Source organism: 'Nostoc azollae' 0708 (assembly GCF_000196515.1).
Taxonomy (GTDB): Bacteria; Cyanobacteriota; Cyanobacteriia; order Cyanobacteriales; family Nostocaceae; genus Trichormus_B; species Trichormus_B azollae.
The window spans coordinates 2,393,511-2,408,088 of sequence record NC_014248.1; the positions used below are offsets into that span (position 1 = coordinate 2,393,511).

Annotated in this window: 13 protein-coding genes and 3 pseudogenes; 6 read left to right on the forward strand and 10 right to left on the reverse strand. The window is 38.3% G+C overall.

Features of this window, described 5'->3' with window-relative positions; translation table 11 throughout:
- Positions 1-78: 78 nt before the first annotated feature.
- The 6 genes from AAZO_RS10945 to AAZO_RS26535 form a co-directional block, all read right to left on the reverse strand.
- Positions 79-909, reverse strand: coding sequence for a DUF5331 domain-containing protein (locus AAZO_RS10945; protein WP_013191288.1), 831 nt, complete (start codon positions 907-909; stop codon positions 79-81).
- A gap of 31 nt (positions 910-940) precedes the next feature.
- Entirely contained in the window at positions 941-1,807 is an 867-nt protein-coding gene (bchL, locus tag AAZO_RS10950) for a ferredoxin:protochlorophyllide reductase (ATP-dependent) iron-sulfur ATP-binding protein (protein ID WP_013191289.1), read from the reverse strand.
- Positions 1,808-2,419: 612 nt separating this feature from the next.
- Positions 2,420-2,662 carry a TIGR02450 family Trp-rich protein gene (locus AAZO_RS10955; RefSeq protein WP_013191290.1) on the reverse strand — a complete coding sequence of 81 codons (243 nt, stop codon included), beginning with the start codon at positions 2,660-2,662 and terminating at the stop codon, positions 2,420-2,422.
- A gap of 61 nt (positions 2,663-2,723) precedes the next feature.
- A complete protein-coding gene (locus tag AAZO_RS29975; protein ID WP_081462764.1) occupies positions 2,724-3,014 on the reverse strand; it encodes a sensor histidine kinase in 291 nt (96 codons plus the stop codon).
- A gap of 101 nt (positions 3,015-3,115) precedes the next feature.
- Positions 3,116-3,313, reverse strand: coding sequence for a HAMP domain-containing histidine kinase (locus AAZO_RS26530; protein ID WP_144031282.1), 198 nt, complete (start codon positions 3,311-3,313; stop codon positions 3,116-3,118).
- A 192-nt stretch (positions 3,314-3,505) separates the two neighbouring features.
- Positions 3,506-3,811, reverse strand: a complete 306-nt coding sequence (locus tag AAZO_RS26535) for a hypothetical protein (RefSeq protein WP_049790676.1) — start codon at positions 3,809-3,811, stop codon at positions 3,506-3,508.
- Positions 3,812-4,080: 269 nt separating this feature from the next.
- On the opposite strand from AAZO_RS26535, the gene clpB reads away from it, so the two are divergent.
- Positions 4,081-6,699, forward strand: coding sequence for an ATP-dependent chaperone ClpB (clpB, locus tag AAZO_RS10965; RefSeq protein ID WP_013191291.1), 2,619 nt, complete (start codon positions 4,081-4,083; stop codon positions 6,697-6,699).
- 398 nt (positions 6,700-7,097) lie between these two features.
- Positions 7,098-7,334, forward strand: a complete 237-nt coding sequence (locus AAZO_RS10970; RefSeq protein WP_013191293.1) for a hypothetical protein — start codon at positions 7,098-7,100, stop codon at positions 7,332-7,334.
- A gap of 270 nt (positions 7,335-7,604) precedes the next feature.
- Here AAZO_RS10970 and AAZO_RS10975 read toward each other — a convergent pair.
- Positions 7,605-8,159: pseudogene (locus AAZO_RS10975) on the reverse strand (DUF924 family protein).
- 5 nt (positions 8,160-8,164) lie between these two features.
- Complete coding sequence (locus AAZO_RS10980; protein ID WP_013191294.1) at positions 8,165-8,722, reverse strand: SRPBCC family protein; 558 nt, start codon at positions 8,720-8,722, stop codon at positions 8,165-8,167.
- A gap of 711 nt (positions 8,723-9,433) precedes the next feature.
- On the opposite strand from AAZO_RS10980, the gene AAZO_RS10985 reads away from it, so the two are divergent.
- From AAZO_RS10985 to lpxD, 4 genes and pseudogenes are all read left to right on the forward strand, one after another.
- Positions 9,434-9,628: a hypothetical protein gene (locus AAZO_RS10985; protein ID WP_041642972.1), complete on the forward strand. Its 195-nt coding sequence runs from the start codon at positions 9,434-9,436 to the stop codon at positions 9,626-9,628.
- Positions 9,629-9,837: 209 nt separating this feature from the next.
- Positions 9,838-9,924: pseudogene (locus tag AAZO_RS41990) on the forward strand (rubredoxin); the annotation flags it as partial.
- Between the two features lie 115 nt (positions 9,925-10,039).
- Positions 10,040-11,272, forward strand: coding sequence for a BaiN/RdsA family NAD(P)/FAD-dependent oxidoreductase (locus AAZO_RS10990; RefSeq protein ID WP_013191296.1), 1,233 nt, complete (start codon positions 10,040-10,042; stop codon positions 11,270-11,272).
- Between the two features lie 112 nt (positions 11,273-11,384).
- The gene (gene lpxD / locus AAZO_RS10995; protein WP_013191297.1) at positions 11,385-12,431 is read left to right on the forward strand and encodes a UDP-3-O-(3-hydroxymyristoyl)glucosamine N-acyltransferase; all 1,047 of its coding nucleotides are present in this window, start codon (positions 11,385-11,387) and stop codon (positions 12,429-12,431) included.
- Positions 12,432-13,131: 700 nt separating this feature from the next.
- Here the strand turns inward: lpxD and AAZO_RS29985 are convergent.
- Together AAZO_RS29985 and AAZO_RS11010 are read right to left on the reverse strand one after the other, a co-directional pair.
- A protein-coding gene (locus AAZO_RS29985) for an IS5 family transposase (RefSeq protein ID WP_228371618.1) occupies positions 13,132-13,940 on the reverse strand; the annotation gives its coding sequence in 2 pieces (ribosomal slippage) (positions 13,132-13,604 and positions 13,604-13,940; 810 coding nt in all).
- 209 nt (positions 13,941-14,149) lie between these two features.
- A pseudogene (locus AAZO_RS11010) lies at positions 14,150-14,437 on the reverse strand (hypothetical protein).
- Positions 14,438-14,578 lie beyond the last annotated feature (141 nt).

Sequence of the window (14,578 nt, forward strand, 5' to 3'; positions counted from 1 at the left end):
GATTAACAGTGTTCAATGAGCAGTTATCAGTTACCAATCTCTTCATTGTGTACTGATAACTGTTTACTGTTCACTGATTTAATTGTTGGGGAATAGACGTGCCATTTCTGATTCATGAAAAACCTCTGATGGCAGTTGTTCCCCCAAAAGGCCATTATTTTCTTCACCTTCTTGCAGAGATGTTTCATCACCCCAAACATCAGACAACACATCTCGAAATTCACTTTCATCAGGTTGACTGATATCATCAAATCCCTTGGCATTAGACAGACTTAAATCACCTAATGCCGAATCGTCATTCTCTGCTGTTAAATCAATAGACTCAAAAGATATCCCACTAAAATGATCTTCTGTTTGCAAAGATGATTTTTCCGACTCCTCTGAGAGGCTATAGTCAGATAAAGAAATCTCATTTAAGCCATTTTCATTTCCCTGAGAGTCACTGCCAGTCCAGTTATTGTCAGTGACATCAATTCCCATTGTGAAGTCTTGATCAATGACTTCCTCCTCAGCAACACTGAAACCAGAAATTGTTGATGGTTCCTCATCAGACACATCTTCAGGGATATCTTCCGTAACCACTTGGGAAAAACGTGAGTATCTCTCTGGTTCTCTAGTTGGACTCAATCTATTGCCAAGCAAGATATCTGGATCAAAATGCAACCCCAGCACTTCGATTAGAGTATCAGCGTCGGGATTTAATTTTGCAAAAGGAAACATCAATTGGGCTAGTTTTGGTTCTAGCGCATTGACAACTCCCAGGATGAGGTAAGAAGAGGGTCGCTTCCCCCCATCGGGGGTATAAACAGATTCTATTGCCATTTGCAGGGTAATCCAGTCCCGGTTCACTTGGAAGAACTGCAACCACTTTTGTTTGATTGAATCGGTAAAACTTTCAAAGAAAGCCATAATGTCCCCCATCCTGAAGAGGTAAATTGTTTTATACAATCATCAAGTCTAATTCCTCTTTTACAATAGTGGGTTGTGGTTGACTCGGATTTAAATAAAAATCTGACAACAGAGAAAAAAGTTCACGATCAGGGGCATCGTTAGGAACGACACCTTCAGGACGAGATAAGATTTGGTCAGCGATGCTTAGGTAATAATCGCAAACATAGTTCAGGGAAGGATCTGACTCAGCCATCTCAAACAGAGTTTTGCCTTTAACACGGGAAACACGAATATCTTCAATTAAAGGTAATACTTCCAAAACCGGCATTGGTACGGCTTCTATATATTTCTCAATCAAATCGCGTTTAGCAGTACGATTACCGATTAACCCAGCTAGTCGTAATGGGTGGGTTCTGGCTTTCTCACGGACAGAAGCTGCAATACGGTTAGCAGCAAATAAAGCATCAAAGCCGTTATCTGTGACAATCAGGCAGTAATCAGCATAGTTGAGAGGTGCGGCAAAACCACCACATACAACGTCACCTAGAACATCAAATAAAATTACATCGTACTCATCAAAGGCGTTAAGTTCTTTTAAGAGTTTAACTGTTTCACCCACTACATAACCACCACATCCTGCACCTGCTGGCGGACCACCTGCTTCAACGCAGTCAACACCACCATAGCCTTTGTAAATGACATCTTCTGGCCAAACATCTTCGTAGTGATAATCCTTTTCTTGCAGGGTGTCGATAATGGTAGGAATTAGAAACCCAGTGAGTGTAAAGGTGCTGTCATGTTTGGGGTCACAGCCAATTTGTAGGACTTTTTTGCCGCGTTTGGCTAATGCGACTGAGATATTACAGCTAGTAGTAGATTTGCCGATTCCGCCTTTTCCGTAAACTGCTAGTTTCACTTTTGTTTGCCTCTTATAGTTTCTGATCAAAATAGCCGCTCAAACATTGGCCTTTCAACTAGCCTGAGTCAGCGATGTGTTAGCTATGTGACTGTCATTATTGTCCAAAGCTTCTGGAAAATAAAGAGGCTAGAAATATGTAAATCGATTTTAAATAAACCATTTAAAATAAAAATAGATTTTTTATATATAGAATTCGCCTTAAAGAATTAAAAAAGCCTAATAAACTCATTTTATTAGATTTAGAAGCTTTTTTACTAAAAAAAGTTACAAAAAACAAAAAATTAAACTATTATTTTGATAATGGTTTGCATAAAATTATCTGATGATTACTAAATAATCATTAGCAGGCAAGTAGACTGCTAGTAGCCTGTTATTTATTGGAATCAAAATCATTGTCAGTGCATACAACGAGAATATTATTCACACTTTAGAAAGGAGATAAATTTATGGTTTTCGGCACTTTGGGAAACAAGGAGTAATTTGAGTTGATGAACGATCCCTGAGCACCAGCTATCATAGTTGTTAATTTTTATTAAAAAATCAAATATCTGACTAAAGTTAATTGAAACATGACAGTGATAACTTTCATGTATAATTATAAACTTTATTTTATGCAAGAGCCTTGATTTCCTGCAATGATTGCCAGCCCGCGTGCCATTGAGAGTTATCTTGTAATAATTTGGCATTTAACCAAAAGCGCACATTAGGCTCACAAGCGGCTACCATTTCTGCATATACCCATCTACCCTTATCTATGCGGTTAACTACTTGAAAATGTCGCCAACCATCAACTTTTTGTTGTGCTGTCCACTTAGAACCGAGTAAATAAGGAAACTTTTGTTTTTTAGGCATTGGTCGTTATATTTTGGACTGATGATAGCGTTAAATCTACTATTATAATTAATCTTTACAATTACGAATTACCATAGTTTTGCTGTTGGAGAGGGATAGTAATTGCAAATTTTTTTCCCTGACCAATCTGTGAGATGCATTCTAAACTACCGTGATGTTTTTCTGAGATGAGTTGATAACTAATTGAGAATCCCAAACCAGTGCCTTTACCAACTGCTTTAGTCGTCAAGAAGGGTTCAAATAAATGCTTTTTCTTGTCTTCGGGAGTGCCGTAACCATTATCAGCAATAGCAGTGCGAACTTGATTATCAGTAGTTATGGTAAATAGGTAGATACAAATAAATATAAGTATGTAACAAAATGTAAACTAATCGAGACCCTTGGCATTGCTTGATTCCCCTTTGCTGTATTCGCCATGACATAGTTATAAGTTTTTCCACCCACCTACTTAGTTTAAATAATAATTTTTGGTTCTTCATATTGTTGATTGTTGTTTACAGGATCATCACTAGCATCAATGGCCTTGATTAAAAGGTTCATCAATACTTGATTAAGTTGACCAGGGTAACAATCAATCAAAGGTAACTCAGCGTATTTTTGAATAACTTCAATAGCAGGGTGTTTATTAGTCCCCTTGATACGACTTTGCAAAATTAGCAACGTACTTTCAATTTCATCAAGGAGATTAACTTGTTCAAATTCGGCTTCATCTAAGCGGGGAAAATTACGTAATTATAAAATAATCTCTTTGATTCTTTGGCTACCAATTCTCACCGAGTTAAGTAATTTACGCAAGTCAGTAATCAGATAGTTTAAATCAATGTCCTCTGTTGCTTCAGGAATTTATATTACTGACTGCGGATAGTGATTTTGATACAGCTTGATTAAACTAATTAAATCTCGAATATATTCGTCCGCAGGGTCAATATTGCTATAAATAAAACTAACTGGGTTATTAATTTCGTGTGCTACGCCTGCTACTACTCCCTTCCCAGTCAACCCAAACCCTGCCCGGTAAATAGCAATAATAGACCGACAGCAAGCAGGAAGGACAAAAAACAAATGCAGAATACTTAAGGCGCGAGTAGCGCTAAATGCCAAGATGAAGGGTAATAGTGTCAAGACAGCCCCAATATCCTCTACAGTCATATCTTCCTTGCACCTCTTCTTACAAACCTAGGCAACGTAAAAATATGGACGATAAGGCCACCTTATTTTTATTGGTTTTTATGGGTAAACCAAGGGTCTTGGTAAAATACTGTGTAATTTAATTCCATCAATTTTTGTTGGTGCAAGATTGGAGTACAGCGAGGTTTTGCAAAAACGGGCGGTAATACTACTGGATAAAGACGTGAAGACCGATCCATCCGTTATCTGACATCTTTTTAAAATGGCTCTAGCAGATTATCAAAAAGCCTATGCAACCTACTAATCCTAACCAATTTACAGAAAGAGCCTGGGAAGCGATCGCCCATACTCCTGATATTGCTAAACAGTACCAGCAACAGCAGCTAGAAACGGAACATCTCATGAAAGCACTGCTGGAACAAGATGGGCTAAGTAACGCAATTTTTACTAAAGCAGGTGCAAATCTCCAAAAAGTTAGAGATTACACAGATCAATTTATCTTACGTCAACCAAAAGTATCAGGAACTAGCAGTTCTGTTTATTTAGGACGTAGTTTAGATACATTATTAGATCGGGCAGATAAATATCGCCAAGAATTTAAAGATGAATATATTTCCGTTGAACATATCCTGCTAGGATACGCTAAAGATGACCGATTTGGTAAAAGTCTACTCCAGGAATTTGGTTTAGACGAAGGCAAACTAGAAAATATTATTAAACAAATTCGTGGGAACCAAACAGTGACAGATCAAAGTCCAGAAGGAAAATATCAATCTCTAGAAAGATACGGACGTGATTTAACAGAAGCAGCACGTCTAGGTCAATTAGATCCCGTAATTGGTCGGGATGATGAAATTAGGAGAACAATTCAAATTCTATCCCGTCGTACCAAAAATAATCCTGTATTAATTGGTGAACCTGGAGTTGGTAAAACTGCAATTGCAGAAGGTCTAGCACAGCGGATAGTTACCGGCGATGTTCCCCAATCCCTCAAAGATAGAAAACTCATCTCTTTAGATATGGGGGCATTAGTCGCCGGGGCAAAATTCCGGGGTGAATTTGAAGAACGCCTGAAAGCAGTATTAAAAGAAGTTACTGAATCTGGCGGGAATATTGTATTATTTATTGATGAAATTCATACCGTTGTTGGTGCAGGTGCAACTCAAGGTGCAATGGATGCAGGTAATTTACTCAAACCCATGTTAGCAAGAGGTGAATTACGTTGTATTGGGGCGACGACTTTAGATGAATACCGGAAATATATTGAAAAAGATGCAGCTTTAGAAAGACGCTTCCAGCAAGTTTATGTAGATCAGCCGGATGTTCAAGATACGATTTCCATTTTGCGTGGTTTGAAAGAACGTTATGAAGTGCATCACGGGGTAAAAATTTCTGATAGTTCTTTAGTTGCAGCCGCAACATTATCCAGTCGTTATATTAGCGATCGCTTCCTTCCCGATAAAGCCATTGACTTAGTAGACGAAGCGGCAGCTAAATTGAAAATGGAGATTACCTCCAAACCAGAAGAACTAGATGAAATTGATCGCAAGATTATCCAATTAGAAATGGAGAAGCTTTCTTTACAAAAAGAAAGTGATTTAGCTTCACGTGAACGTTTAGAAAGACTAGAAAAAGAACTTACTGACTTTAAAGAGGAACAAAGTACTCTCAGAATTCAATGGCAATCTGAAAAAGATATTATCACCAAAATTCAATCTATCAAAGAAGAAACTGATCGAGTGAATCTAGAAATTCAGCAAGCAGAAAGAAACTATGATCTCAACCGCGCTGCTGAATTGAAATATGGTAAATTAACAGATTTACATCGGCAATTAGAAGCCGTAGAAAGCGAACTCGCCAATGCTCAAGGAACAGGTAAATCTCTATTACGGGAAGAAGTTACAGAAGCTGATATAGCCGAAATAATTTCTAAATGGACAGGTATTCCAATCAGCAAATTAGTAGAATCAGAAAAAGAAAAATTACTCCATTTAGAAGATGAACTACACCACCGCATTGTCGGTCAGGCTGAAGCCGTAACAGCCGTAGCCGATGCAATTCAACGTTCCCGCGCTGGACTTGCTGACCCAAATCGTCCCATTGCTAGTTTTGTTTTCCTTGGACCAACAGGTGTAGGTAAAACCGAATTAGCCAAAGCTTTAGCTGCATATATGTTTGACAGCGAAGAATCTTTGGTCCGAATTGATATGTCAGAATATATGGACAAACATACCGTTTCTCGGTTAATTGGTGCACCTCCAGGCTATGTTGGTTATGAAGAAGGAGGACAATTAACAGAAGCTATTCGTCGTCGTCCTTATGCGGTAATTTTATTTGACGAAATTGAAAAAGCACATCCAGACGTATTTAATATTTTGCTGCAAATTCTTGATGATGGTCGCGTCACCGATTCCCAAGCTCGAACGGTAGATTTTAAAAATACCATTATCATCATGACTAGTAACATTGGTTCTCAGTATATTCTCGATTTTGCTGGTGATGATTCTCGGTATAGTGAAATGCGTCATCGTGTGATGGAAGCAATGCGGAATAGTTTCCGTCCTGAGTTCTTAAACCGCATTGATGAAGTTATCATTTTCCACAGTTTGCAGAAATCCGAATTACGCCAAATTGTGCAGTTGCAAGTAGATAGACTCAGACAAAGATTGAGTGACAAAAAAATGTCTCTGCGACTTGCTGGTGCTGCCCTTGACTTCTTAGCACAAGTAGGTTATGACCCTGTATTTGGTGCCAGACCATTAAAACGAGCAATTCAGCGGGAGTTAGAAACCCAAATTGCTAAAGCTATTTTACGCGGTGAATTTAGCGACGGTGATACAATTTTCGTTGATGTCCAAAATGAACGTCTCGCTTTTAGTCGTTTACCAGTAGAAGTATTTACTGGTTAAATTTTTCAGAGTAACTTAGAGGATGTTTGAAAAGTCCTTAGTGATATATCAGAAACTTTTAGATCCCCCTAACCCCCTTTTTTCAGGGGGTTAGGAGGGATGAATAAGTGCCTAAATTCACAGCCATAAACTCTTAAAACAACCTCTTATAAACCCGGCTATTCTATAGCCGGGTTTATAAGAGGTTGTATGATTAAGAATCAGGTAAAGGCAAATTTTATACATCCCCAAGGTATTAACGTTAAATTACTTTTAATCAATGTATTTTTGTCTAATGTGAAATTTACAATGGAATATTTACAATATTTAATATAGAAATCCTCAAAGATATGTGAGACAATCTATGGTCTGTTTCCTACAACCATGATCTAGGTACAAGTTGAATAGGAGTGCTATATATGTCTTTAGAACAAGTTGAAGATTTTTATACTATGTTGAGTTCAGAAGTAGTTATGTATGAACTATACTATAAAAATTGCTGTAAGCGGGGAGTATTTGACAGTTGTCATTGGGATAAAACAAAAATTGTTAATTTTGCTGCTAATCTTGGCTATGGCTTTACTGAGGCTGAATTAGAAGAACTATGGTTTGCAAGTGAACCAATTAGATTAATTCGTAATATCAATTCTCGGTAATTCCTTACGATCATGATTTACGTTCATTATTTATGATATAGCCCGCTGACTGGTTGATAATTTACAGCAGATTATAGATAAATGAGGTACAGAATATAAATTCAACCCTAGATAGTAAGGGAGTTTTACTCCTGACTCCTGCTATATTTTTACCAATTGCCAATTATCAATTAATCTGATTCACATAAGTGTAAAAGCTAGGGGAAAGGAAAAACTTATCCTTTTCCCTTGAAGCTTGTCTATTTTCCTCTAAAACCAATTGTCTTCCTGTTATAAAAACTCCACTTCCTCTAGAGTCGAGATCCGGCCCAAAATTTGGTTACGATGAGGAAAACACCCAAACCGCGCAATTACTTCTTTATGCTGAAATGCATATTTAATAGCACCAGCACTTTCAGGATCGTGACTAAGTTGCTGAAATAACTTCATGCATTTGCCCTGATGTTCTAGATTTTCACTATCTTCAAAGGGTAAATACATAAACCAGCTTTATACAGGTAATAATTCCCGGTCATAGCCTTGTGCAACTGCGTGTTGCGCTGCTGAGAGTGCTTCCCATTCAGTTATAAAGGCTTCCGGGGTATTGCCAAACATATTTCGGAGAAATTGATCTAGCAACAGAATCCAAGATAGACAGGTTTCTGGTACATTGATCCAATCATCTAAGTATCCTTGTCCAGCTTTTTAGTAAAACTCTAAAAACCGGGTCTGTATTTCCCGGTATATCTCGGGTTTTTTGCTAAACCATAGTTGTTGTGGTTTACAGTAACCTGGTTGATTAGGACGACCAAACCAAAATTCCAAAATAGCTTTTGCCTGTGACATTACTGTCATTGACTATTACAAAGCACTTGTCGCATTTTACGCATATTTGCTGGTAATTCCAAATTTATTGCTTGTTGAATGAAAATTGAGGGGATAGGAATATTTGGTGTTGCTTGGACTGTATAGGCTAACAATGTGCCATTTCCCAGGTCCTTGAGTTCTATATTGGCGTGAAAATCCTCAAAGCTGCCTTTTTCCATGCGAAATTGAATTTGCTGTCCTAGTACCTCAACAACGTTGAGATAAATTTCTACTTGGGCTGTGAAAAACAAGAATGCTTTCTGTGCTGCTTGATACAGACGTTTAACATCTCCTTTGATTAAAACTTCGCTTTTGGTAATGTCAGGAAAATATTGCACCCAACGAGGATAATCTGTAATTTGTTGCCATACACTTGAACGTACTAGTGGTACATACATCCACGCGGTGACAGCACCACCCCAGAGTGTATGCGAGCGCGTGTGCAGCAAAATTTCACCCTGCATTAGCATCCTTTGCTTGTCTTGATTCCAAAGCATATCTATACCTTTAGTATTTGAGTCTGATATATGAAACGCAGACATAGTTATTTTAGTTACTCCTCAACAAGTAGTTATCAGTAAAAATTTGGCTTCTTTAGCTGCCATTTCTTTGAGATTTCCCCACCTCTAAATGCGGAAGGTTTTAGTTCGGGTGTAAGAGGATTTTTTAAAAGTCCTTGGTTATGTACAAAAATCTTGATATCTCCCCTAGCCCCCCTTAGAAGGGGGGATATACAAGTGCGGGATACCACACGAAAAAGTTTTCAAACACCCTCTAAAAATCTATTGGCATGTTAGTAGGGTGCTTCAGACCTATAAATTGGTTAATATCAAAAGATTTTCGGCGTCTGACGTATCCTACAAGAGACTTGATTGTGGCACTTGCAACTGATAACTAATTTCAATCATCTACCAAATCAGAGCCTGAAACTGCAAACCATCCGATTTGGTAAATTTTAGCCCACTCAATTCTAATTACAGTTCAATTTATAGATTTTCTGGATATGTTTCTGGATATGATTTAACTTAAGTTTTTTATAGTTGATATTACTTAGTAACTCACATGAGGCGTCATAATCTTTATCTATCTTACTGAAATGCTTGTTTCAGTAGCACCCTGAGAGATGAAAAAAGAACTGAATAAAAGCTAGAATGACACAAATAAGTTGCTACTCAGAACCCAGAAGGCAAAATTCAGTTTTTCCCTTAAACCTTGGTTTTGATAAATTTAGCTTAAATGGAGACGAAAAAGAGGTGAATCAATCTTATATAAATCGTAAGTTAACCCAAATAATAGGTATTGTTTTGGCTATGGTAATAGCCTTATGGATACTCAGAGGTTTGGGGATTCTCACTTTTATTCCTGGTGGTGTAATTTGGCTATTATTGTTGGGAGCGATCACACTAGGAATTTTCAGTTACTTTCAACGGATATGGTGGCGTTTTTAATATCTGTCATAAACTCCCCGTTTTTTACAGCAAGGAGTCAGCATTATTTACCGACAACTCCGGTATTGAATGTGATAAACTAAACTACGATGGGTGAGATAAAAATTTATTCCTATCAAACTTCTTTTAATCAAGAAGCATACATTTTTGGCAAAGTCATGTTTTAACGTTGTTCAATTAATTGTTGAGGCGCACAGAACTGAGCATATATATGTACAGCCTGTATCTATGTATATGACCCAGAAGTAGTCGATCCTGAAGGTGGTATAGAACCAGGAACAGCCTTTGAAGATATCTGAGATGACTGGGTGTGTCCAGTTTGTGGTGCAGTCAAAGTAGATTTTGAAATATTAGAAGAGTAAAAAGAACCGCTAACCTAGTAAAGTAGGTGTTATTGAAAAATCGTTGAAGTTGTTACCGTTGCAAATTGTAGTTATTGGTGGTGGTGCGGCTGGTTTCTTTGGTGCGATCGCTTGTGCCGAAGCTAATCCTCAATGCCAAGTTACTTTGATTGAAGCCAGTCGTCAACCACTGGTAAAAGTTCTTATTTCTGGTGGGGGACGTTGTAACGTCACTCATGCTTGTTTTTCTGCGGAAGAGTTAGTCCTCAATTACCCCAGGGGTGGTAAAGCCTTGCGGGGTGCTTTCACTCGTTTTCAACCCTTAGACACCGTAGCGTGGTTTGCCGCTCATGGTGTAAAGTTGAAAACTGAAGCTGATGGGCGGATGTTTCCGATTACAGATCGTTCAGAAACCATTGCTGAATGTCTGATTAAAGCTGTGTTTACGGCTGGGGTAAAACTTAGTATTGGTACACCTGTAATTTCTGTGCAGCGACAGAATGAGGGTTTTGAAATTATTTTCAAGTCGGGAGAAACTCAATATTGCGATCGCTTGCTTTTATCTACGGGTAGCAGCGTCATGGGTTACAAAATCGCTAGAGAATTAGGTCATCATCTTGAAAGATCTGTTCCTTCACTGTTTACGTTTAACATTGCAGACCCTGCGTTTCGAGCATTAGCAGGAATTAGTGTTAATCCTGTCAATCTGCGTTTATCAGTTGGAGGTAAACCCGTTTTACAACAAACTGGGCCTTTACTCATTACCCATTGGGGTGTCAGTGGTCCATCAGTTCTCAAACTTTCGGCTTGGGGCGCAAGAATTCTTCATGATACTCGCTATCAGGGAAAATTATATATTAATTGGTTGCCGAATTTGTCACAAGAGCAAGTTAAGCAAAGGCTTTTAGCTATAAAAGAAGAATGGGGGAAAAAAGTGATGGCTCTCCATCGTGGTGTTGACTTACCTCATCGTCTGTGGCAATACATTATCAGTCGCATCAATATCACTGCTGAAGACCGTTGGGCAGAAATATCCAACAAAACTTTAAATCAGCTAGTTCCAGAAATTTGTCATGGAGAATATTTGATTAGCGGTAAAGGTGCCTTTAAAGAAGAATTTGTTACCTGTGGTGGGGTTAGCCTCAAAGAGGTTAACTTTAAAACCATGGAAAGTAAGCTGGTTCCTGGTTTGCATTTTGCTGGTGAAATTTTGGATATTGATGGTATAACCGGTGGCTTTAATTTTCAAAGTGCTTGGACAACTGCTTATTTAGCTGGTCAGAGCATGGGAAGTATTGAGTAATTGAGAAGATTGTGGGGAAAGAAAAGGATTGGGAAATGCAGCGAGCGATGACAAAAGGAAAAATTCTGATATTTTAGACACAACCCTTTTGATAAATTCTGAATATTTAATTATGAAGTTCAGCCAAATTGCTAGTAAATTAAGCGACACTATTAAAGCTCACAGTCTCACCGCTAACCCAGAACAAGATCCAGAAATTACTGGAGTTGTAGCCATAGATAAAGCTATAGAAGGTACTATCAGCTATGTTGAAGGGGCAAAATTAGTCTCTTTGATCAATTCCACAAATGCCAGTGCTTTAATTTTACCTCTGGATGAAAAACTACACACTCAAGCCACAGAAAGGGGTATTGCCTGGTTAGGAACGACCGAACCAAGATTATTATTTGCCAAAGTGATTGCTCTTTTTTATCAACCATATCGACCCAGTGCAGAAATTCATCCCACCGCAGTTATTCACGGGACAGCCAAAATCGGTAACGATGTCTATATTGGCGCTCATGTTGTAATTCAACCAGGGGTAGAAATTGGAAACAGTGCAATTATCCATCCCAATGTAGTAATTTATCCAGATGTAAAAATAGGTGAGCGCACCACCTTACACGCTAACTGCACCATTCACGAACGAACCCGCATCGGTGCAGACTGCGTAATTCATAGCAGTGCTGTCATCGGTGCAGAGGGTTTTGGCTTCGTACCCACCGATACAGGTTGGTTGAAAATGGAACAATCAGGTTACACAGTCTTAGAAGATGGAGTAGAAGTTGGTTGTAATACAGCCATAGACCGTCCCGCAGTTGGAGAGACCAGAGTCGGACGTAATACTAAAATAGATAACTTAGTACAAATTGGTCATGGTTGCGAAATTGGTGCTGGTTGTGCGATCGCCGGTCAAGCCGGTATGGCCGGAGGAGTAAAAGTCGGAAACAGAGTCATTTTAGCCGGACAAACAGGAATAGCTAATCAGGTAAAAATTGGAGATGGCGCGATTGCATCTGCTCAAGCAGGCATTCACAACAATATCGCACCAGGAGACATAGTTTCCGGCTCTCCCGCAATGCCACACAAACTATATCTCAAAGTATCTGCTATTTATAGCCGCCTTCCAGACATATATCAATCTGTCAAACAATTGCAACGTCAACTAGGACAACAATAATAATCTACTACCTCTAGCTCAGGTGAAGCAAGAGGTTTGTACATCCTGTAAATCCTGATTCTAACCATAAAAATCCTGTAATACTCCCTTCCCAGTATAAAATTAGGGGTGTAAGAGAATATTGGATTATAGATTGGTGTAAACGTAAACAATAAGTGGAAGTTTATCGTTGAGAACAAGGAATTTTAAGATTAGTCGCTACCTTATTTCATGATGATGAATTAACATCACCTCTTTTACCTAGATTTAATTATCAAATTGCTTCTTTATTTATCTAAAATAATTATCGGTATTTTAGCCCACATTCCAAACTTAAATAAGTAGCATAAACAAACTACATTTACAGGGAATTCAGAACTTTTTTTTAAAAATCCAGTAGCCATGAAAATATAAATCATGCACATCAACGTTCTAGCTTTCTTATTGTGTAACGAAAGCTAGTTAGACAACAATGTTGAATTTGGATTTTCAATCACTTATGAAAATACAAGACTATGCAATAGTGAATTAGAGATTTGAAAACTAAGAAAATAAATAATACTTTTGACAAGCTGTAGGTAGGAATTGGGAAATTCGACAACGTTCCTCATGAAGTACGAAATCTGGATTTTAGGTTTATTTGTGAAATTTAGACAGCAAAATATAATTAAATTATAATTTATAATCCTGTACAGTCCTGTCCAAGTATATGAGAGATGATTTATAAAGTAAATGTTGAGGAGACAAGAGGAAGTAGCACAATTCTAGTCATAAGAGCATATATAGCCCCTTCCCTCATTTGTGTTAAACGCTCATAATCCTTGCTTAGACGATGATATTGGTTAAACCACCCAAATGTTCTTTCTACTACCCAGGGTTGTGGTAAAACTTTAAATTCTTGCTCAGTAGGTCCTATGACTTCAACATGAGCTTGAATCATGAACCAAACTGCAAGTGCAAATTTATCACCGTCATAACCGGAATCAACCCATAAAACCTGGACTTTTTCCAATAATTCTGTGGGTTCCTCTAGCAGTTCCATTAGTGCATAGGCAGCAAGTATTCGTTCTGGGGCATTCGCTTCACTAACAACAACTTTCAACACAAGTCCCAGGCTATCAACTAAAGTCTGCCCCTTTCTTCCTTTTACCTTTTTACATCCGTCAAAACCATACACATCCCCTTTTTTTGGTCAGTGTTGACCGACTGACTGTCTGCGGCGAGCGCGGTAGGTTGTGTTGATTTACCTAATTTCGAGCGAACTTGACCACCCAATGTATGGTTGAATTTTTCCCGAACCCCCTGGCCCTGCCATTTCCTGTAATAGCTATATACCGTTGACCTTGGCGGGAAGTCACTTGGAAGCATATTCCATTGACATCCAGTTTTCAAATGAAAATATATGGCATTACATATTTCACCCATATCTGTTGTGGGTGGATGCCCTCCTTCTTTAGCTGGTGGAATCAATGGGGCCAGGATTTCCCACTCCATATCACTTAAGTCTGTGGGGTAAGACTTTCGTTCCATCAGTAGCTATGTAAATACACTACATTTTATGTATCCTATCCTTCCAACATTCCTTTTCTACTCCCCTTTACATTTACTTTATCAATAGCCTCTAACTGTCCCAATAACTATCAAATTGCCCGAAAATTTGGTTGAATCTGCCCAACATCTTGGAGAAGTTACACCAAGAGAGCTATCAGACGTGGTATAAAAACACCTTTATTACCATTTTAACTATGTTGCAAAAACTCAACTTTAGGTAACAAAGGATCATCTACCATTCCCACACCAGCAAAACCCCAACGTTTCAAAAAACTTCCCACTTGTGCAGCAGGAATAGGTTATACAGTCAAACGATTTGCTAAATCAGCAGTATGAGTATTCAAATAACTCAGAGCATCAAAATCTTCTTTAAACAAAAATAAGTATCCTGATTTATCATTATCAACTCGCGCGGTGAGAGACTTACCGTCTGTTCTTGACCGAATATTAATAATATAATAAACTTCATAAAGCATAGGATTGTGGACTGGAGATTGGGGATTGAGGGAGATAAGCGAGATTGGGAACATTGGGAAGATTGGGAATAAACTTTCCTAATCAGGACTTAGGCAACTGGCACAGGCGATGGGTGAAATATAGTACATCGGTATTAAATA